The following is an 18,476-nucleotide window of genomic DNA, read 5'->3' on the forward strand; positions in this document are numbered from 1 at the left end:
CGAAGCGCGACCGGGGAGTGCCTGTAAAGCGAATTACGCTTTTTTCGCGGCTTCTGCTGCTTTAACGATTACCGCGAAAGCGTCCGCTTTCAGGGATGCGCCGCCAACCAGCGCGCCGTCGATGTCCGGCTGGGTGAACAGTTCTGCTGCGTTGCCCGCGTTAACGGAACCGCCGTACTGGATAATGACTTGTTCAGCCACTTTCGCATCGGCTTTCGCAATGTGATCGCGGATGAATTTGTGTACTGCCTGAGCCTGAGCCGGGGTAGCGGATTTGCCGGTACCGATCGCCCATACCGGTTCGTAAGCGATAACCGCGCCTTCGAACGCCGCCGCGCCCTGGGTTTTCAGAACGGCGTCGATCTGACGTGCGCACACTTCTTCGGTTTTGCCCGCTTCGTTTTCCGCTTCGGTTTCACCGATGCACAGTACCGGGATCAGGCCCTGCTCTTTCAGTACCGCGAATTTCTTAGCGATAAACTCGTCGGACTCTTTGTGGTAGGTACGACGCTCGGAGTGGCCGATGATGATGTATTCAGCGCCGATGTCTTTCAGCATTTCGGCAGAGGTTTCGCCGGTGAATGCGCCGGACAGGTTCAGATCAACGTTCTGCGCGCCCAGGTGAATGTGGCTGCCGGCAGCGGCTTGTTTAGCCAGGTCGATGTACATCTCAGGCGGAGCAATGGCAACTGCACAGCCGGTAACGCCTGCCAGTTCGGTACGCAGGTTCGCGACCAGTTCGTTTACCATGTGGCGGCTGCCGTTCAGTTTCCAGTTACCCATCACTAAAGGATGTCGCATTTTTATTCTCCACGCTTTAAAGCGAATTAAGGAATATAGCCGCCCCCGCGGGCAGCATGGTCTGTGAAACAGTATAGAGATTCATCACTGGAAAGGCTTTGCTTTTTGTCATTTATTGTTGTTTTCCAGCGTTTCAGATAGCGCCAGCTTAATCGGTTCAACAGCGAAGGTCAGCCCCTTTTCGCCGTTGTCCGCCACCACATAGCGTACCGCGCCTTCGGTTTCCGAAAAGTACCGTTTGCCTTTTCCGGCGGCCAGCAGCTTTTGTAGCTTCTGTTGGCTCTGCGCCTGGCTGAGCGTCGGCACGAACGCGCGCATGACGGCGCTCATATACTCGAGGGCCCGGGCTTTCGCCGCTTTCTGCTGCGGCCCCTGAATCGGCAGCCAGGTTATCTGCATCGATTTAATTTTAAGCGTACCGCGCTCAAGCGCGGTCGAGGCATAAAGATTGTCGTTGATCCTGGTGGCGGCGCGGGTCAAATTCGCCTGGTCTTTACTGGAGGCGACGGCGCGAAACTCATTGAGCAAAAGCTTCGGGTTATCGGTATTGAATTTTTCCCGAAACGCGCTGATGGAGATATCAAACACCGGCGCGCCGGAGAGAAGATAGGGCGCCGTAGCGGCGGAGTCAGGCTCGGCGGACAACGCATTTTGGCCGACGGATAGCGCCGTCAGCCCAATTAAATATAAAGTTGCCCACTTCTTCATGCCCATCTTTCCTTTTTTTGTCTGCCGACGATTAAAACGAGAACCGTCACGCTTGTCAAAAAGTCACGCCTTCAGGGTAAACTACGTCGGTGATGATGATAAGGAATAAAACATGACCCTACAGCAGTGGCTATTCTCAATTAAAGGGCGGATTGGACGTCGCGACTTCTGGATCTGGATTGCTATCTGGATTGCGACCATGAGCGCGCTGTTCACGCTGGCTGGCAGCAACCTACTCAACTTACAGACCGCGGCGTTTATTCTGGTATGCCTGCTGTGGCCGACGGCGGCGGTGACCATTAAACGTCTGCACGACCGGGGGAAATCCGGCCTCTGGGCGCTGCTGATGATTCTGGCGTGGATGCTGCTGGCGGGTAACTGGTCGATGCTGCCGGGCGTCTGGCAGTGGGGCGTCGGGCGGTTTATACCGACGCTGATTATCGTGATGATGCTTATCGACCTGGGGGCGTTTATCGGCACCCAGGGGGCAAATAAGTTTGGCAAAGAGACGCTGGACGTGCGCTGGAAAGCGGAGCCCTGATTACCAGTAGTGTTCGGCGGTCATATGACCCGGTCGGCGGCGCAGATGCTTGCTCATCTGCCGGGTCTCTTTCAGCAGCTGCTGAGTGTCGCGCACCATCTGCGGGTTACCGCACAGCATGACGTGGCTACTCTCGGCGTTCATTGGCAGGCCGACGGCCTCTTCCAGCGCGCCGGTTTCAATCAGGAACGGGATACGTCCCGTGAGCATGCCCGGCGCGGTTTCCCGACTGACGACCGACTGGATGCGCAGCTTGCCCGCATAGCGCGCTTCCAGCGCCTGCATCTGCGGCAGATAGCTGAGATCCGCGGCATAGCGCGCGGCGTGCACCAGTACGAGATTTTTAAAACGATCCAGGTCCTTCCCTTCTTCGAGAATTGACAGATACGGGCCAATCGCCGTGCCGGTGGCGAGCATCCACAGGGTGTCGCAATCCGGCACCTCTTCGAGCACGAAGAAGCCGGCCGCTTCGCTGACCACCTGCACTTCATCGCCCGGCTTCAGCGCCGCCAGCCGTGGGCTAAGTTTGCCTTCCGGAACCGTCACCAGGTAGAACTCAAGATCGGGATTACTGGGGGCATTGACGTAGGAATAGGCGCGCTGCACGCGTTCACCGTCGACATCCAGCCCCAGTTTGGCAAACTGCCCTGCGGTAAACGGTTCAACCGGTGCGTGAACGATGAGGCTAAACAGTGCATCCGTCCAGTTTTGAACTTTTACGACTTTGCCTGTAACCCAGTTTGCCATAGCGTCTCTCCTCTCAATCCTGTTAGCGTATCTTCACCGCGACGAGAGCAGAATTCCAGCCCGAAAAGGCTGGAAAGCTCTATTGATCAAATGTTTTACAGGATGTGTAGCTGGATATCCGGGTCTTTGCGATCGAGATAATGAATCGACTGAATTCGACGGATAGTGCGGGATTTACCGCGGATCAGTAGGGTTTCGGTGGTGGCCATATTACCTTTACGGGTAATACCGTCCAGCAGATCGCCTTTGGTGATGCCCGTCGCCGAGAAAACGATGTTGTCGCTGCGCGCCATATCGTCCAGACGCAGCACTTTGCCTGCTTCGATGCCCATGGCCTGACAGCGTGCCAGCTCGTTCTCGCCGATGCGGCGGTTCTCTTCACTGTCGCCCTTAACGTGGTGGCGCGCCAGCAGACGACCGTGCATATCGCCGTCCAGCGCGCGGATCACCGCCGCTGAAACGACCCCTTCCGGGGCACCGCCGATACCGTACATAACGTCAACTTCGCTATCCGGCATGCAGGTCAGAATAGAGGCGGCAACGTCGCCGTCGGGAATAGCGAATACGCGCACGCCCAGTTTTTGCAGCTCAACGATGACCTCGTCATGGCGCGGCTTGGCTAAGATGGTAACGGTTAATTCACTTAGCGGCTTATTCAGCGCGCGGGCGATGTTTTGCAAGTTTTCCGCCAGCGGCAGGTTCAGATCGATGGTGCCTTTCGCGCCCGGACCGACAATCAGCTTTTCCATGTACATATCCGGCGCGTTCAGGAAACAGCCTTTATCGCCTACCGCCATCACCGCCAGCGCGTTGGCCTGGCCCATCGCCGTCATGCGGGTGCCTTCAATGGGATCGACGGCGATGTCTACCGCATCACCGTTGCCGGTACCGACGCGTTCGCCTATATACAGCATCGGCGCTGCGTCGATTTCGCCTTCGCCAATCACGATAGTACCGTCGATGTTGATCAGGTTGAGCATAATGCGCATGGCGTTGACGGCGGCGCCGTCGGCGGTGTTTTTATCACCACGGCCTAACCATTTATAGCCTGCCAGCGCGGCGGCTTCGGTGACGCGCGAAAATTCGATGGCCAGTTCTCGTTTCATAATCCACTCATCTGAATAAAAAATTATGCGCAGCGTGGCGGGATGACGTGCGCGCTACGCGTTGGAATAGCGTTCGGTTTCCGGCATCCAGCGCTCGATAAGCGCCTGGGCCTGCTGAGGATATCTTTCATGTATATGACGGGCGATGCGCTGAACTTCGGGGATCATGGCCTGATCGCGCATTAAATCTGCGACTTTGAATTCAGCGTTGCCGGTCTGGCGCGTGCCGAGGAGCTCGCCGGGACCGCGAATTTCCAGGTCTTTCTGGGCAATGACGAAGCCGTCGTTGCTATCGCGCAGAACCTGCAGGCGCTTCTGCGCGGTTTTAGAAAGCGGCGATTTATAGAGCAGCACGCAGTGTGAGGCCACCGCACCGCGCCCGACGCGCCCTCTGAGCTGGTGCAGCTGAGCCAGCCCCAGACGCTCAGGGTTTTCGATGATCATCAGGCTGGAATTAGGCACGTCCACGCCGACCTCAATTACCGTGGTGGCGACCAGCAGATGCAGCTCGCCCTGCTTGAACGCGCTCATGACCGCCTGTTTCTCGGCAGATTTCATGCGCCCGTGCACCAGGCCGATATTCAGCTCCGGCAGCGCCAGCTTCAGCTCTTCCCAGGTGGCTTCCGCCGCCTGGGCCTCCAGCAGATCCGACTCTTCAATCAGCGTACAAACCCAGTAGGCCTGGCGACCCTCGTGAGTACAGGCGTTCCGTACCCGGTCGATAATATCGCTGCGGCGGGTATCCGGGATGGCTACCGTCGTAACCGGCGTACGGCCCGGCGGCAGTTCATCGATGACCGAGGTGTCGAGATCGGCATAAGCGGTCATCGCCAGGGTCCGCGGAATCGGCGTCGCGGTCATAATCAGCTGGTGCGGATGAAAGCCCTGCTGTTGGCCTTTCTCCCATAGCGCCAGCCGCTGATGGACGCCGAAACGATGCTGTTCGTCGATAATCACCAACGCGAGGCCGTTAAACTGGACCTGTTCCTGAAAGATGGCGTGGGTACCGACCACCATCTGCACCTGTCCGCTGGCGATAGCCTCCTGCTGCGCCAGGCGCGCTTTGCCTTTTTGTTTGCCCGCCAGCCAGCCTACTTCAACGCCCAGCGGTTCAAACCAACTGCGGAAGTTATTGGCATGCTGCTCAGCCAGCAGTTCTGTCGGCGCCATCAGCGCCACCTGCTTGCCGTGCGCGATGGCGCGCAGGGCGGCCAGCGCGGCAACCAGGGTTTTACCGGAGCCAACATCCCCCTGCACCAGACGCATCATTGGCACGTCCAGCGCCATATCGCGCTCAATTTCAGCCGTGACGCGCGCCTGCGCGCCGGTCGGCGTAAAGGGGAGAGAGGCCAGCAGCTTGTCTTTTAGCGTGTCGTTAGCGCTGAGCGAGAGAGCGTGGTAGCGCTGAGCGCCTGCCCGCAGCGCCAGCATGCTGAGGTTATGCGCCAGCAGCTCTTCCAGGATTAAGCGTCGCTGAGCCGGATGTTTGCCGCTTTCCAGCTCGCTAAGCTGTAAAGAGGGCGGCGGGCGATGCAACGTGCGCAAGGCGTCAGGCAGGCTCATCATCCCCTGCGCCAGCTCCGGCGGCAGCAGCTCGGCGATAGCGCAGGTTTCAAGCAGCTCCAGCGCCTGGTCGGTGAGCTTACGCAGCGTAGCCTGCTTGATGCCTTCGGTGGTGGGATAAACCGGGGTCAGCGTTTCCTGTAAATCAGGGGTACTCATATCACCCTGAACCCGATATTCCGGGTGGATCATCTCCGCCCCGTGCTTACCGCGCTTAGCCTCTCCGTAGGCCAGCACGCGACGCCCGGTTGCCAGGCTATTTTTCATCGCTGCGCTGAAGTTAAAAAAGCGCATGGTGAGGATGCCGGAGCCGTCGCTTATCTGGCAGGTCATCATCCGGCGGCCGCCGAAAGTGATATTGCAGTTAAGAACTTCGCCTTCAACGGTGGCGTAAACGCCGGGCAGCAGTTCACCGATTTGATACAGATGGGTGCGGTCTTCGTAGCGTAGCGGCAGGTGCAGAAGCAGATCCTGCACCGTGTGCAGGCCGATTTTCGCCAGTCGGCTGCTCTGTGCCGCGCCAACGCCGGTTAGGGTATTAAGGGGGACGGCATCTAACAGGCGACCTTGCATCGTTTTTATCCTGCAGCCTGCATAGTGGCCCACCACGTGGCATCGGCTTCGACTTCGCCCAGCTCGTTGACGTGGGGGTAGGGTAGACCTTTACGTTTTGCGACCTTCGCCAGCACCGGATAGCCGCCTTCAAACAGCAGACGCTGCTGGTCTTCTTTCGGCAGCATGCTGTTGTCGCGCAGATACATGCCGGCGTTCTGCCGTTGGCGCTGGGCTTCATACAGAATAAGCGCCGAGGCGACGGAAACGTTCAGCGACTGCACCATGCCAATCATCGGAATAATGATGTCCTGATCCGCCAGGTCCAGCGCTTCCTGAGTAATGCCGGTTTTCTCCTGGCCCATCAGGATACAGGTGGGGCGGGTATAGTCGATTTCACGAAAATCAACGGCGTTATCAGAGAGATGGGTTGCCAGAATCTGCATGCCCTGGCCTTTTAAATGCGTGACGGCATCGCCAATAGTACGATGGGTTTTCACCTGCACCCAGCTATTGCTGCCTGCGGCTGCGGAGGCCATGGTACGCATACGGCTACCGGGCCAGATGGCGTGCACTTCATGCACGCCAACGGCGTCTGCGGTACGAATAATCGCAGAGACGTTATGAGGCTTATGGACCTGCTCCATGCAGACCGTCAGGTCAGGCTGACGCCTGGCGAGCATCTCGCAGATACGCGCATAACGCTGTAAATTCATTACACTTCATCCTTCGAATGACTCTTTAATCGCTGCGGATTACTCGGCCCATCCCTGGGCCTCGCCCCTTACGGAGCCGCTGTAAGCAGCGTTCAAATCTGCTCCTGGCAGATTTGTCATTCGCTTGCCGCCTTGATGCAATTCGAATGATTTTGTGTCAGAGCTAATTTCGGTTACGGGTGACTTTTATCACATCCGGCATGACGCGAATTTTGCGCATAATATTCGCCAGATGCACGCGGTCGCGCGCGGTGAGGCGAATAAAGGCGCTGTAAACGCGGCCATCTTTCTCTTCCGTATTCAGGCTTTGAATATTGGAAGAGGCGGTGTTGATTGCGGCGGTAAGATTCGCCAGGGCACCCTGATGGTTGAACATATCCACCTTAATTTCGGTGATAAATTCCTGCGCCGTCTCTTTGTCCCACTCAACCGCCATAAATTTCTCCGGCTCTTTCTGGTAGCCGCGAATGTTACGACAGGACTCGTGGTGAATAACCAGGCCTTTGCCCGGGCTGACGTGCGCAATAATCGGGTCGCCGGGAATCGGACGGCAGCACTTGGCAAAGGTGATCAGCACGCCATCCGCGCCTTTAATCGGCAGATGGTTATGGCCGACAGGCGCCGGCTGTACAGGCACGGCTGTGGTTTCACCCTGCTGCAGGTTTTTTGCTACGACGACGCTCATGGCGTTACCGAGGCCAATTTCGGCCAGCAGATCGTCAAGCGTTGCCAGCTTCATACGGTCAAGTTCGCGCTGAATGTTCTCTGGCGGAATTTCGGCCAGCTTGCGGCTGCCGCCGAGCGCGTGATTAAGCAGGCGTCGCCCGAGGCTAACGGAATCGTCGCGCTTGAGGTTTTTCAGCAGTTGGCGAATTTTGGCGCGCGCTTTGGAGCTGACGACAAAGTTCAGCCACGCGGCGTTCGGACGAGCGCCCGGCGCGGTGATGATCTCCACCGTCTGGCCGCTGGAGAGCGACTGCGACAGGGGATATGGCTGGCGGTCGACGCGCGCGCCGACGCAGGCATGGCCGATATCGGTATGCACCGCGTAGGCGAAGTCCACCGGCGTCGCGCCAGCGGGCAGTTCGACGATGCGCCCTTCCGGGGTGAAAACGTAAATCTCATCCGGGAACAGATCGGATTTCACGCTCTCAATAAATTCAAATGAGCTACCGGCGCTCTGCTGGAGCTCCAGCAGGCTCTGCATCCAGCGCTGAGCGCGGATTTGCGCCGTGGTACTGCTTTCGCCGCCGTGCTCTTTATAAGCCCAGTGCGCCGCAACCCCCATTTCCGCCATCTGGTCCATGTCTTCGGTACGAATTTGTACCTCAACCGGGACGCCGTGCGGGCCGATCATCGAGGTGTGCAAAGATTGATAGCCGTTCGCCTTTGGAATGGCAATGTAGTCTTTGACGCGGCCTGGACGCGGCTTGTAAAGGCTGTGCATCTGGCCTAGCACGCGATAGCAGGTGTCAGAATCATGGACAATCACGCGGAAGGCGTAGATATCCATAATCGAGTGAAAACGCTGCTCTTTGAGCACCATCTTGCAGTAGATGGAGTACAAATGCTTTTCGCGACCGCTAACGCGACAGGGTATTCCCGCTTCCTGCAAACGCCCTTCGATTTCGGAGAGGATTTTTTGAATCATCTCTTTACGGTTGCCGCGCGCCGCTTTAACTACCTCTTTAATAACGCGGTAGCGGTTAGGATACAGCGCCTCAAAGCCCAGCTCTTCGAGCTCGGTTTTGATGTGATGAATACCTAAACGGTGCGCCAGAGGGCTGTAGATTTCCAGCGTTTCGCGGGCGATGCGGCGGCGCTTATCCGGGCGCAATGAGCCCAGCGTGCGCATGTTGTGGGTGCGGTCAGCAAGCTTGATAAGGATGACGCGAATATCCTGCACCATCGCCATAATCATTTTGCGAAAGTTTTCGGCCTGAGCCTCTTTCTTGTCGCGAAACTTTAGCTTATCAAGTTTTGACACCCCCTCTACCAGTTCTGCAACACTTTTGCCAAAAAGCTGCTCCATATCCTGATAGGTGGCGGGGGTATCTTCTATCACGTCGTGCAGCAGGGCAGCCATCAGCGTTTCATGGTCGAGCTTCATCTCGGCCAGGATACAGGCTACCGCTACCGGGTGCGTGATATAGGGTTCACCGCTTGAACGTGTCTGGCCCTCGTGAGCGTCACGTGCAACGAGATAAGCCTGCCGAAGGCGTTTGATTTGCTCTTCGGGCAGGTAGTTTTGAATCAGCTGATTCAGGCTTTCAAACAGATACAAGGGCGACCCGCTGTGTGATTAACGACGACCTTCAGCAATAGCGGTAACGGCTTGTAATTCAGCGGCTTCCTGCTCTTGCTGTTCCTGGCGCTCGCGAACGTCGAGGATCTTGTTGTTGATCAGACCTTCTTCGATTTCGCGCAGTGCGATAACGGTAGTTTTATCGTTTTCTTCCGGTACCAGCGGATCCTTTCCGCCTACCTGCATCTGACGAGCGCGACGCGCGGCGACCAGTACCAGGTCAAAACGGTTACCAATTTTCTCTACAGCGTCCTGAACAGTTACGCGTGCCATACTTAAAATGCTCCACAGGTGAAGAAATGACTGGGCATGATACTGAATGTGGGTTCAGTCTGCCAACAGTTTGGTGATTAAAGCGCCATGTCGCTGCTTTTGGCGGCTCATGCGCAGACGTTCGGCGCGAATAATAATTTTCAGATCGCTCAGCGCGGTATCAAAATCATCATTCACAATCAGGTAATCATATTCCGCGTAATGGCTCATTTCTGCAACTGCCTGTGCCATACGTTTCGCGATAACCTCTTCGCTATCCTGACCGCGGCCGCGCAGGCGACGATCAAGCTCATCTTTTGACGGCGGCAGAATAAAAATGCTGCGTGCGCCGGGCATTCTGTTGCGGATTTGCTGTGCGCCCTGCCAGTCGATATCAAGGAAGACGTCGACGCCGGTCGCCAGTACCTGCTCGATAGCTTCGCGCGAGGTGCCGTAATAGTTGCCAAAGACTTCTGCATGTTCAAGAAAAGCGTCTTCGCCAATCATCGTCCTGAATTCGTCGTGATTGACAAAGAAATAGTGTTCACCGTGCACTTCACCCGGGCGCGGAGCGCGTGTGGTATGCGAAACAGAAACCTGAGAGTCGTACAACGGTTGGGTTTTTAATAAAGCCTGAATCAGGCTGGATTTACCCGCGCCGCTAGGGGCGGAAACAATATAAAGCGTGCCTTGAGCCATGAGTGTCTTTTGTATGTGATGGTCGAAATAGAGCTTACATACGAGCCTATTATACACGCCGCCGCTGCGTGACGCAGTCCCTGTCACACTTTTTGCATTTTTTCTTTCATTTTGCTTGCCGTTTCCCTGATTTCTCCGGGCATTGCAGAAACAACATAGAAAACCTGGACGTCTGCTCGCAGCCTTAACAATCCCCTATCGCCGATGAAAATACGCCTGCGGCACAATTCCCGGCGAATAAACAGGAGGGCATCGCGATGCAAAAGGGAATCCAGGCGCTGGTGTTGTGGATGCTGGTGGGATACGCGCAGGCAGCCTGCCCCGCGTGGCCGCAGGCGAGGGCCGAACAGGAAATGGAACGCCTCAGCCAGCAGATAACGGAATGGAAAAACGCCTACTGGCAGCAGGGGAACAGTGCGGTAAGCGATGAAGTCTATGACCAGCTGGCGGAGCGGCTGGCGTTCTGGCGGCGCTGCTTCACCGGCGAGGCTCCCGCTCACGATGCTCTTCCGCTGCTGAGGGGGGATGTCAGGCATCCGGTCGCGCACACCGGCGTGCGTAAACTGCCGGACCGCGCTGCGGTGGCGCGCTGGATGCGCGGTCAATCCGGCTTGTGGGTACAGCCTAAAGTCGATGGCGTCGCAGTGACTCTGGTCTATCGACAGGGGCGCCTGGTGCAGGCAATAAGCCGGGGGAATGGTCTGGCCGGAGAAGACTGGACGGCCAGGGTTTTACAGATCCCCTCCGTGCCTAAAGTCTCTGACGGTGCACTGGCCAATAGCGTTCTGCAGGGAGAACTGTTCCTGCTTCGCGCGGGGCATGTGCAAAAGCAGATGGGGGGCATGAACGCGCGCGCAAAGGTGGCCGGCATGATGATGCGCCAGCAGGCTGCGGCGGAACTTAATCAACTGGGCATCTTTATCTGGGCATGGCCCGATGGTCCGCAGGATATGCAACAGCGGCTGACGCTGCTGCGGCAGGGCGGCTTTGTTTACAGCGCGCGCTTTTCGCATCCTGTCGCGAATGCGCAGCAGGTGGAACAGTGGCGCCAGCGTTGGTTTACTTCGCCACTGCCTTTTGCCAGCGATGGCGTAGTGGTGCGGCGGGGAAAAGAGTCAGCCGGGCGCTTCTGGGTACCGGGACAGGGTGATTGGGTTATCGCCTGGAAATATCCTCCTGCCTCACGGGTTATGGAGGTTCGCGGTATCAGCTTCAGCATCGGGCGTAGCGGTAAAATAGCGGTGGTGGCGCATCTGGAGCCGCAGCTGCTGGACGATAAGCGCGTGCAGCGGGTGAACGTCGGCTCGGTATCCCGCTGGTCCACTCTGGATATCGGTATTGGCGATCAGCTGCAAATCAGCCTTGCCGGGCAGGGAATTCCGCGCATCGATTCGGTCGTCTGGCGCACGGCGCAGCGTAATAAACCCCAGCCGCCGGCAGCACGGTACAATGCCTTAACCTGCTATTTCGCCACGCCAGAGTGCGCGGAGCAGTTTCTCTCGCGGCTGGTCTGGCTCTCATCCCGCTCGATTCTCAACATTGACGGCGCGGGAGAGACGCTGTGGCGGACACTGCACGATGCCCGCGGCATGGAGCATCTCTTTTCATGGCTGGCTTTTACGCCGGAACAGCTGCAAGCCATACCAGGTATCTCCGCGCAGCGCGGGCAGCGGCTGTGGCATCAGTTCAATCTTGCGCGCGAACGGCCTTTTCTACGCTGGATCCAGGCGATGGGAGTGCCCATACCGAAGACGGCTTTTGTCAGACTGGAGGAGGACAGCTGGCGGCAGATGCAGGATCGAAACGAAGAGCAGTGGCAACGGCTGCCGGGCGTCGGGGCTGAAAGGGCGCGGCAGTTGGTGACGTTCTTACATCACCCGGATGTTGCCGCGCTGGCGAAGTGGCTGAGCGGGCAACGCATTCCGGGGTTCTGAAAGTATTAATGCGCGCTGTGGTTGTAGTTAAATACCGGCAGGCCCAGCTTCCAGCGCAGCGCCAGCATACGAGCAGTAAAGCCGAACAGCAGGGTGGAAATGACGACTACATCGTGACTGCTGACGTAATGCTGAAGCGCGATATATAAAATCGCGGCGGCGAACGATACTCCGGCGTACAGCTCTTTCTGGAACACCAGCGGGATACGCTTGCAGAACATATCACGCAGCACGCCGCCAAAAACGCCGGTGATGACCGCGGCAATGGAGGCGATTACCGGGCCTTGGCCCATATCCAGCGCGATCTGGGCGCCAATAATTGAGAACACCACCAGGCCGAGCGCATCAAGTACCAGAAACAGACGGCGCAGGTGCGGCATGACCGGCGCGGCAATCGTGGTGAGGACCGCAGCAACGGCAACAATAATGACGTACTCGGGGTGTTGTACCCAGCCAAGCGGATAGTGACCAAGCAGAATATCGCGCACCGAACCGCCTCCGAGGGCGGTCGCTGTCGCAATGATAATCACGCCAAACGTATCCATACGGCGGCGCCCGGCAGCCAGCGCGCCGGTCATGGCTTCCGCCGTGATCCCAATCAGATAAAGAATATGAAGCAGCATAAATCCCCCACGATGATGGCGGAAGGTTAACGATTTGTGCTCAGTATCACGACTGAGATTTTCTAAAGCATTCGCATTTAACCAGATTAAACTAATGCGAGATGTGCTTATATTGGCTTTATTTAATGGTTATTTAATTGCTGTTTCTTCATCCATTGATTAGAAAAAATAATGGCTAAGCCCTCTATGCGCATCGATATTGAAAGCGGTATGAATACTTAATGTTTAACTCTGGGCTTTTATCCTTTTAGTTTCCCCCTTCAAGGTCTGAGAAAATGACTGCCGCCGCTGACAATAAAAACTATCTCATCCGCCTGCTTGCCGTTGTGCTGACGGGGATACTGGCTGGCCTGTCAGGCATGGTTCTGGCGCTGATTTTACACGCGATTCAGCACCTGGCGTTTGGCTACAGCCACGGCCAGCTCGTTGGCTCAGAGTCATTTTTACAGGGCGTCACGGATTCCTCCTGGCCGCGTCGGATCATGGCAATCGTCGCTGGCGGTGCAGTCGCCGGGTTCGGCTGGTGGCTGCTTGGGCGATATGGGCAGAAGCGGGTTTCAATTGCGTCAGCGGTGGCCAATCCTTCCGTGCCAATGCCTGCGGGTACCACCACGATTCATGCCCTGTTGCAGATCGTCACCGTGGCGCTGGGCTCACCTCTTGGTCGCGAAGTCGCGCCGCGGGAAATGGGCGCGCTGGGGGCAGGGATGGTGGCGCGTAAGCTGGGTCTGCCGGAAGATGAAAGCCGAACGCTGATTGCCTGCGGCGCAGGTGCGGGTCTGGCGGCGGTGTATAACGTCCCGCTGGCCGGCGCGTTATTCAGCCTTGAGGTGATGCTGCTGTCGTTTAGCTGGGAAAAAACGCTGGCGGCTATCATCACATCGGCGATTGCCGCGTGGACGGCTACCCTCGGCTTAGGCGATGAGTCGCAATACCATTTTACTTCCGACATCCTGCCGCATTCATTTCTCTGGTGGGCGATTATCTCTGGCCCCATTCTCGGCGCCGGGGCCTGGCTCTTTCGCAAAGCGACCAGTACCGCTCGTTCGCACGTCCAAAGCAACTGGCAGATGCCGGTTTTCTGTCTGCTGGCGTTTTCTCTGCTTGCCGCCCTCAGCCTCTATTTCCCCCAGCTTCCGGGAAACGGTAAAGGACCTATGCAGCTGGCTCTCAGCGATGAACTGGGTTTCCCCGGGGCGGCGATGCTGCTGGTGCTGAAGATGGTGGTGATTCTGGCGGTGCTGCGCGGCGGTGCGGAAGGCGGCCTGCTGACGCCGGGGCTGGCGGTAGGCGGCTTGGCCAGCCTGCTGCTGTGTATGCTCTGGCAACAGCTGCTTCCCGGCGGAGATTACGGCAGTTTTGCGCTGGTTGGCGCGGCGGCGTTTCTTGCCGCATCCATGCAGATGCCGATAACGGCGGTGGCGCTGGTGATGGAATTCACCCATATGGATCACAGCTATCTGGCCCCCACGCTGCTGTGCGCGGCAGGGGCATTTTTAACCTGCCGGATATTGGATAAGAACGATTCCTTCTGAAACGCAGCGAAAATAAAAGGCCATGATTTACCATGACCTTTTGTTCAAAAACGATTTGCGGGGCGAGTCATCGTTACTCGATGTTTTGGATCTGCTCGCGCATTTGTTCGATTAGCACTTTCAGTTCAATGGCGGAGTTCGTCACTTCGGCATTAATCGATTTAGACGCCAGCGTGTTCGACTCGCGGTTGAACTCCTGCATCATAAAGTCGAGGCGGCGACCGACCGCTTCTTTCTTCTTCAGGATATTCCACGTCTCTTTCACATGCGCTTCCAGGCGATCCAGCTCCTCGGCAACGTCAATACGCTGCGCCATCAGCACCAGCTCCTGCTCAAGGCGGTTATTTTCCAGCTGCACTTCGGCGTCTTCCAGTTTGGAAACCAGACGCTCGCGCTGCCACTGTAAAATTTCCGGCATATGGGCGCGTACTTTAGCCACTTCGGCGGTGACCCCGTCCAGGCGCTGCTCAATAAGCGCTTTCAACGCCTGGCCTTCGGTTTCACGGGCGACGATAAAGTCGTCCAGCGCGCCGTTCAACGCGCCCAGGATTTCGGCGGCAATGGCGTCCAGATCCTGCTCATGAGCCGACATTACGCCGGGCCAGCGCAGAATATCCACCGGATTAATTTCGCCCTCGTCGCTCTGCATTTTTACCCAGTTGGCGGCATTAACCAGCTGCTTTGCCAGCTTTTCGTTGAGAATCAGCTCGCCCTGTGCGCTCGGGTCCTGCTCAAAACGCAGGGTGCATTCGACTTTACCGCGGGTCAGACGGGAGCGAATACGTTCACGCACCACGGGCTCCAGGCTACGGAACTGCTCCGGCAGGCGGAAGTAAGTTTCCAGATATCGTTGGTTTACCGAGCGCAGTTCCCACGCGGCGCTACCCCATTCACCCTTGATTTCACGCCGGGCGTAGGCGGTCATACTGCGGATCATAGACGTTCCTGTTTTTAAAGGAGAGTGGGGTGGATTATAGCTTTCGCGACCTTATCAGGATAGGAATAAGCGCGCATTATCCGTATAATGCGCAGCCACATTCGTTTCAAGCCGGAGAACATCATGCGTCCAGCAGGCCGTAGCGCTAATCAAGTGCGTCCAGTAACCCTGACCCGTAACTACACAAAACACGCAGAAGGCTCCGTGCTGGTCGAATTTGGTGACACGAAAGTATTGTGCACCGCTTCTATTGATGAAGGCGTGCCGCGCTTTCTGAAAGGCCAGGGGCAGGGATGGATCACTGCCGAATACGGCATGCTGCCGCGTTCTACCCACACGCGTAACGCGCGTGAAGCCGCCAAAGGTAAACAGGGCGGCCGCACCATGGAAATCCAGCGCCTGATCGCGCGTGCGCTGCGCGCGGCAGTTGACCTGAAAGCGCTGGGCGAATTCACCATTACTCTGGACTGCGACGTGCTGCAGGCCGACGGCGGCACCCGTACTGCATCGATTACCGGAGCCTGCGTGGCGCTGGCGGATGCGCTGAATAAGCTGGTTGCGGCCGGTAAGCTGAAAACTAACCCGATGAAAGGAATGGTGGCGGCAGTCTCCGTAGGGATCGTGAATGGCGAAGCGATTTGCGATCTGGAATACGTTGAGGATTCCGCGGCGGAAACCGATATGAACGTGGTGATGACCGAAGATGGTCGCATCATTGAGGTGCAGGGTACGGCAGAAGGCGAACCGTTCACCCATGAAGAGCTCCTTACCCTGCTGGCATTGGCCCGAGGGGGCATCGAATCCATTGTCACGACGCAGAAGGCGGCGTTGCAAAACTAGTTTTTAAGGCGACTGAGAAGTCGCCTTTTTTTTGTCCGTAGAAAAGTAAGATGAGGAGCGAATCCATGAAACCGTATCAGCGCCAGTTTATTGAGTTTGCGCTTAACAAGCAGGTACTTAAGTTTGGCGAGTTTACGCTGAAATCCGGGCGCAAGAGTCCCTATTTCTTCAACGCCGGCCTGTTTAATACCGGGCGCGATCTGGCACTGTTAGGCCGTTTTTATGCCGAAGCGCTGGTGGATTCCGGGATTGATTTTGACCTGCTGTTTGGCCCGGCCTACAAAGGCATCCCTATCGCCACTACCACGGCGGTCGCGCTGGCGGAACATCATGACCGCGATCTGCCTTACTGCTTTAACCGCAAAGAGGCAAAGACCCACGGCGAAGGTGGAAATCTGGTGGGGAGCGCGCTGCAGGGCCGCGTGATGCTGGTAGATGATGTTATCACCGCAGGCACCGCGATTCGGGAATCGATGGAAATTATTCAGGCCAACGGCGCCGAGTTAGCCGGCGTACTGATCTCTCTGGATCGTCAGGAACGCGGACGCGGTGAAATCTCAGCGATTCAGGAAGTTGAGCGCGACTACAGCTGTAAAGTGATTTCCATCGTGACGCTGAAAGACCTGATCAGCTATCTGGAAGAGAAGCCGGAAATGGCTGAACATCTGGCAGCCGTTCGCGCCTATCGCGAAGCGTACGGGGTGTAAATATCAGCCCGGCCGGCAACGTCCGCCGGGCATATTTTCAGACCAGCTTTGCGCCTTGCGCATTGACGTAGAGCGAATAGATGGACGTGCTGGATGCCATAAACAGGCGGTTGCGCTGTTCACCGCCGAAGCACAGGTTGGCGCAGCGTTCCGGTAACTGAATAATACCGATGTTTTTCCCCTGCGGATTGAAGACGCGGACGCCGTCCAGCTCTTCGCTGCCCGTACCCCACCCGCACCACAGGTTCCCGTCCATGTCGCAGGCGATGCCGTCAGCGGTTCCGTTATCGCAGTCAATATGCACTCTTTTGTTTTTCAATGTGTTATCGACAACATCCCACGCCAGGATAAGCCGGTTTGGGGTAGCGCGGCTTTCCACCACGTAGAGCGTTTTTTCATCGGCGGAAAAACAGAGGCCGTTTGGCCCCTTGACGTCGCCCAGCACGACGCTCAGTTTACGGCTCTCCGGGTCCAGTCGATAAACGTTTTGCGGCAGCTGCGGCGTGGCCTTATGCCCTTCATAGAATCCGCTGATACCGAAAGGCGGATCGGTGAACCAGATGCTGCCGTCTGACCTCACGACGATGTCGTTTGGCGAGTTCAGCGGTTTGCCTTCGAAGTTATCCGCCAGTACGGTGATGCTACCGTCATATTCAGTGCGGGTAATTCGTCGAGTATCGTGTTCGCAGCTGATGAGCCGTCCCTGCCGATCGCGGGCGTGGCCGTTCGCGTAGTTTGCCGGTTGGCGAAATACGCTGGTAGCGCCGGTGGCCTCATCCCAGCGCATAATGACGTTGTCAGGAATATCGCTCCAGAGCAGCATGCGCGTATCGCCAAACCATACCGGCCCTTCCGCCCAACGAAAGCCGGTGGCGATCTGCTCCACTTTTGCGCTGGCAAGCATATAGCGGCGAAAGCTATCATCCACCGCCATAATACGCGGATCGGGATAACGTGCAGATGGCGCCCAGGCCGCGAAGCTTTTTTGACTAAGCACGAGTGATGCGGTTGCCAGACCGCCCAGTTTGAGCAATTCCCGTCGTGATGTCGCCATCAGCCCTCTCCTTATCCATTGCAAAGATACAATCAAAGGATGGTATGAGAGAGCGAGAGCCGAAAACATCTGGCAGTTCTACGAATTGTTCTGGGCGTTATGCCAGAATAATCAAAAAAGAGAGATGCAGCCTTTCGGGCTGCATAGAGACAGGAGAGGGTTACTTCAGCTGGGCGGCGACCAGCGGCCAGCGGGCGTCAAAATCGTCCGTCGGGCGATATTTAAACTCGCTGCGCACAAAGCGCGACAGCATCCCTTCGCAGAATGCCAACAGCTGGCTGGCCAGCAGGGCTTCATCGACGGAGTAGCCTTCACCTTCACGCATTTTCTTTTCACGCATCACCTGACGCAGCTGGACTTCAATACGCTCGAAAAGCTGGTTTATGCGATCCTGAAGCCGGTCCTGTTCAAACATCAGCGCGTGGCCGGTCAGAATTCTTGTCAGCCCAGGATTACGCTCGCCAAACCCCAGAATCAACAACACAATCAGACGCAGGCGCGCGGTGGTGTCTTTTTCATCTTTTAAAATCAAATTGATGCGCGTAATCAGGCTGTCTTCGATAAACTCAATCAGGCTATCAAACATGCGGGTCTTGCTCGGGAAATGCCGATACAGAGCCGCTTCGGATACGCCAACGGAGGCCGCCAGCTTCGCCGTGGTGATACGCTGACTCCCGTCGCTGGATTCGAGCATTAGCGCCAGAGATTGAAGTATTTCTTCGCGACGATTCCTTTTCGCAGTTTGTTTTTCTGCCATGTTTTAAAATACCCCTGAAAAAAAGCACTTGTCAGGCAGGCATCCACAAAGCGACCGCAAGCTGTTGCCTGCGGTGATGTTATTGCATTAGTGCGCTTT

Annotated in this window: 18 protein-coding genes; 5 read left to right on the forward strand and 13 right to left on the reverse strand. The window is 56.8% G+C overall.

The genetic code is table 11. From position 1 onward, the window contains the following. Nucleotides 1–33: 33 nt before the first annotated feature. Both tpiA and HMPREF3178_RS06950 read right to left on the reverse strand, forming a co-directional pair. Complete coding sequence (gene tpiA / locus HMPREF3178_RS06945; RefSeq protein WP_004106939.1) at nt 34–801, reverse strand: triose-phosphate isomerase; 768 nt, start codon at nt 799–801, stop codon at nt 34–36. A 108-nt stretch (nt 802–909) separates the two neighbouring features. Continuing rightward, entirely contained in the window at nt 910–1,509 is a 600-nt protein-coding gene (locus HMPREF3178_RS06950) for a DUF1454 family protein (RefSeq protein ID WP_017145231.1), read from the reverse strand. 112 nt (nt 1,510–1,621) lie between these two features. On the opposite strand from HMPREF3178_RS06950, the gene HMPREF3178_RS06955 reads away from it, so the two are divergent. Then, a complete protein-coding gene (locus tag HMPREF3178_RS06955) occupies nt 1,622–2,050 on the forward strand; it encodes a DUF805 domain-containing protein (protein WP_017145232.1) in 429 nt (142 codons plus the stop codon). Here the strand turns inward: HMPREF3178_RS06955 and fpr are convergent, their stop codons facing one another. The 7 genes from fpr to gmk all read right to left on the reverse strand — a co-directional run bounded on the left by fpr (nt 2,051) and on the right by gmk (nt 9,990). Continuing rightward, on the reverse strand, nt 2,051–2,797 hold the full coding sequence (fpr, locus tag HMPREF3178_RS06960) for a ferredoxin--NADP(+) reductase (protein ID WP_004106932.1): 747 nt from the start codon (nt 2,795–2,797) through the stop codon (nt 2,051–2,053). It abuts the gene before it with no gap. A 95-nt stretch (nt 2,798–2,892) separates the two neighbouring features. Then, a complete protein-coding gene (gene glpX / locus HMPREF3178_RS06965) occupies nt 2,893–3,903 on the reverse strand; it encodes a class II fructose-bisphosphatase (RefSeq protein WP_017145233.1) in 1,011 nt (336 codons plus the stop codon). A 54-nt stretch (nt 3,904–3,957) separates the two neighbouring features. After that, nucleotides 3,958–6,039 carry an ATP-dependent DNA helicase RecG gene (gene recG / locus HMPREF3178_RS06970; RefSeq protein ID WP_004106930.1) on the reverse strand — a complete coding sequence of 694 codons (2,082 nt, stop codon included), beginning with the start codon at nt 6,037–6,039 and terminating at the stop codon, nt 3,958–3,960. A gap of 5 nt (nt 6,040–6,044) precedes the next feature. Further along, on the reverse strand, nt 6,045–6,734 hold the full coding sequence (gene trmH, locus HMPREF3178_RS06975) for a tRNA (guanosine(18)-2'-O)-methyltransferase TrmH (protein ID WP_004106929.1): 690 nt from the start codon (nt 6,732–6,734) through the stop codon (nt 6,045–6,047). A gap of 163 nt (nt 6,735–6,897) precedes the next feature. Next, nucleotides 6,898–9,018 carry a bifunctional GTP diphosphokinase/guanosine-3',5'-bis pyrophosphate 3'-pyrophosphohydrolase gene (spoT, locus tag HMPREF3178_RS06980; protein ID WP_004106928.1) on the reverse strand — a complete coding sequence of 707 codons (2,121 nt, stop codon included), beginning with the start codon at nt 9,016–9,018 and terminating at the stop codon, nt 6,898–6,900. A gap of 18 nt (nt 9,019–9,036) precedes the next feature. Continuing rightward, complete coding sequence (gene rpoZ / locus HMPREF3178_RS06985; protein ID WP_004106927.1) at nt 9,037–9,312, reverse strand: DNA-directed RNA polymerase subunit omega; 276 nt, start codon at nt 9,310–9,312, stop codon at nt 9,037–9,039. Between the two features lie 54 nt (nt 9,313–9,366). Then, nucleotides 9,367–9,990 carry a guanylate kinase gene (gene gmk / locus HMPREF3178_RS06990; RefSeq protein WP_004106926.1) on the reverse strand — a complete coding sequence of 208 codons (624 nt, stop codon included), beginning with the start codon at nt 9,988–9,990 and terminating at the stop codon, nt 9,367–9,369. A gap of 257 nt (nt 9,991–10,247) precedes the next feature. On the opposite strand from gmk, the gene ligB reads away from it, so the two are divergent. Further along, nucleotides 10,248–11,924, forward strand: coding sequence for an NAD-dependent DNA ligase LigB (ligB, locus tag HMPREF3178_RS07000; RefSeq protein WP_017145235.1), 1,677 nt, complete (start codon nt 10,248–10,250; stop codon nt 11,922–11,924). Between the two features lie 5 nt (nt 11,925–11,929). Here the strand turns inward: ligB and HMPREF3178_RS07005 are convergent, their stop codons facing one another. Then, on the reverse strand, nt 11,930–12,547 hold the full coding sequence (locus HMPREF3178_RS07005; protein WP_004106924.1) for a trimeric intracellular cation channel family protein: 618 nt from the start codon (nt 12,545–12,547) through the stop codon (nt 11,930–11,932). 275 nt (nt 12,548–12,822) lie between these two features. Here HMPREF3178_RS07005 and HMPREF3178_RS07010 point away from each other — a divergent pair, with 275 nt between their 5' ends. Further along, nucleotides 12,823–14,082, forward strand: coding sequence for a chloride channel protein (locus tag HMPREF3178_RS07010; RefSeq protein ID WP_017145236.1), 1,260 nt, complete (start codon nt 12,823–12,825; stop codon nt 14,080–14,082). A gap of 73 nt (nt 14,083–14,155) precedes the next feature. On the opposite strand, the gene HMPREF3178_RS07015 is transcribed toward HMPREF3178_RS07010, so the two are convergent. Beyond that, nucleotides 14,156–15,019 carry a YicC/YloC family endoribonuclease gene (locus tag HMPREF3178_RS07015; RefSeq protein WP_004106922.1) on the reverse strand — a complete coding sequence of 288 codons (864 nt, stop codon included), beginning with the start codon at nt 15,017–15,019 and terminating at the stop codon, nt 14,156–14,158. Between the two features lie 123 nt (nt 15,020–15,142). Here HMPREF3178_RS07015 and rph point away from each other — a divergent pair, with 123 nt between their 5' ends. Together rph and pyrE are read left to right on the forward strand one after the other, a co-directional pair. After that, nucleotides 15,143–15,859, forward strand: a complete 717-nt coding sequence (gene rph / locus HMPREF3178_RS07020) for a ribonuclease PH (protein ID WP_004106921.1) — start codon at nt 15,143–15,145, stop codon at nt 15,857–15,859. Between the two features lie 65 nt (nt 15,860–15,924). After that, nucleotides 15,925–16,566 carry an orotate phosphoribosyltransferase gene (gene pyrE / locus HMPREF3178_RS07025; RefSeq protein WP_004106918.1) on the forward strand — a complete coding sequence of 214 codons (642 nt, stop codon included), beginning with the start codon at nt 15,925–15,927 and terminating at the stop codon, nt 16,564–16,566. A gap of 37 nt (nt 16,567–16,603) precedes the next feature. Here the strand turns inward: pyrE and HMPREF3178_RS07030 are convergent, their stop codons facing one another. Next, a complete protein-coding gene (locus tag HMPREF3178_RS07030; RefSeq protein ID WP_017145237.1) occupies nt 16,604–17,620 on the reverse strand; it encodes an SMP-30/gluconolactonase/LRE family protein in 1,017 nt (338 codons plus the stop codon). Between the two features lie 160 nt (nt 17,621–17,780). Next, nucleotides 17,781–18,377: a nucleoid occlusion factor SlmA gene (gene slmA / locus HMPREF3178_RS07035; protein WP_004106912.1), complete on the reverse strand. Its 597-nt coding sequence runs from the start codon at nt 18,375–18,377 to the stop codon at nt 17,781–17,783. Nucleotides 18,378–18,476 lie beyond the last annotated feature (99 nt).

It is taken from the genome of Klebsiella sp. HMSC09D12 (assembly GCF_001808475.1).
GTDB lineage: Bacteria > Pseudomonadota > Gammaproteobacteria > Enterobacterales > Enterobacteriaceae > Klebsiella > Klebsiella oxytoca.

Bases quoted from the DNA above. Each gene is read 5' to 3' on its own strand.
- tpiA (WP_004106939.1), bottom strand. From the start codon at position 801: ATGCGACATCCTTTAGTGATGGGTAACTGGAAACTGAACGGCAGCCGC.
- HMPREF3178_RS06950 (WP_017145231.1), bottom strand. From the start codon at position 1,509: ATGAAGAAGTGGGCAACTTTATATTTAATTGGGCTGACGGCGCTATCC.
- HMPREF3178_RS06955 (WP_017145232.1), top strand. From the start codon at position 1,622: ATGACCCTACAGCAGTGGCTATTCTCAATTAAAGGGCGGATTGGACGT.
- fpr (WP_004106932.1), bottom strand. From the start codon at position 2,797: ATGGCAAACTGGGTTACAGGCAAAGTCGTAAAAGTTCAAAACTGGACG.
- glpX (WP_017145233.1), bottom strand. From the start codon at position 3,903: ATGAAACGAGAACTGGCCATCGAATTTTCGCGCGTCACCGAAGCCGCC.
- recG (WP_004106930.1), bottom strand. From the start codon at position 6,039: ATGCAAGGTCGCCTGTTAGATGCCGTCCCCCTTAATACCCTAACCGGC.
- trmH (WP_004106929.1), bottom strand. From the start codon at position 6,734: ATGAATTTACAGCGTTATGCGCGTATCTGCGAGATGCTCGCCAGGCGT.
- rpoZ (WP_004106927.1), bottom strand. From the start codon at position 9,312: ATGGCACGCGTAACTGTTCAGGACGCTGTAGAGAAAATTGGTAACCGT.
- gmk (WP_004106926.1), bottom strand. From the start codon at position 9,990: ATGGCTCAAGGCACGCTTTATATTGTTTCCGCCCCTAGCGGCGCGGGT.
- ligB (WP_017145235.1), top strand. From the start codon at position 10,248: ATGCAAAAGGGAATCCAGGCGCTGGTGTTGTGGATGCTGGTGGGATAC.
- HMPREF3178_RS07005 (WP_004106924.1), bottom strand. From the start codon at position 12,547: ATGCTGCTTCATATTCTTTATCTGATTGGGATCACGGCGGAAGCCATG.
- HMPREF3178_RS07010 (WP_017145236.1), top strand. From the start codon at position 12,823: ATGACTGCCGCCGCTGACAATAAAAACTATCTCATCCGCCTGCTTGCC.
- HMPREF3178_RS07015 (WP_004106922.1), bottom strand. From the start codon at position 15,019: ATGATCCGCAGTATGACCGCCTACGCCCGGCGTGAAATCAAGGGTGAA.
- rph (WP_004106921.1), top strand. From the start codon at position 15,143: ATGCGTCCAGCAGGCCGTAGCGCTAATCAAGTGCGTCCAGTAACCCTG.
- pyrE (WP_004106918.1), top strand. From the start codon at position 15,925: ATGAAACCGTATCAGCGCCAGTTTATTGAGTTTGCGCTTAACAAGCAG.
- HMPREF3178_RS07030 (WP_017145237.1), bottom strand. From the start codon at position 17,620: ATGGCGACATCACGACGGGAATTGCTCAAACTGGGCGGTCTGGCAACC.
- slmA (WP_004106912.1), bottom strand. From the start codon at position 18,377: ATGGCAGAAAAACAAACTGCGAAAAGGAATCGTCGCGAAGAAATACTT.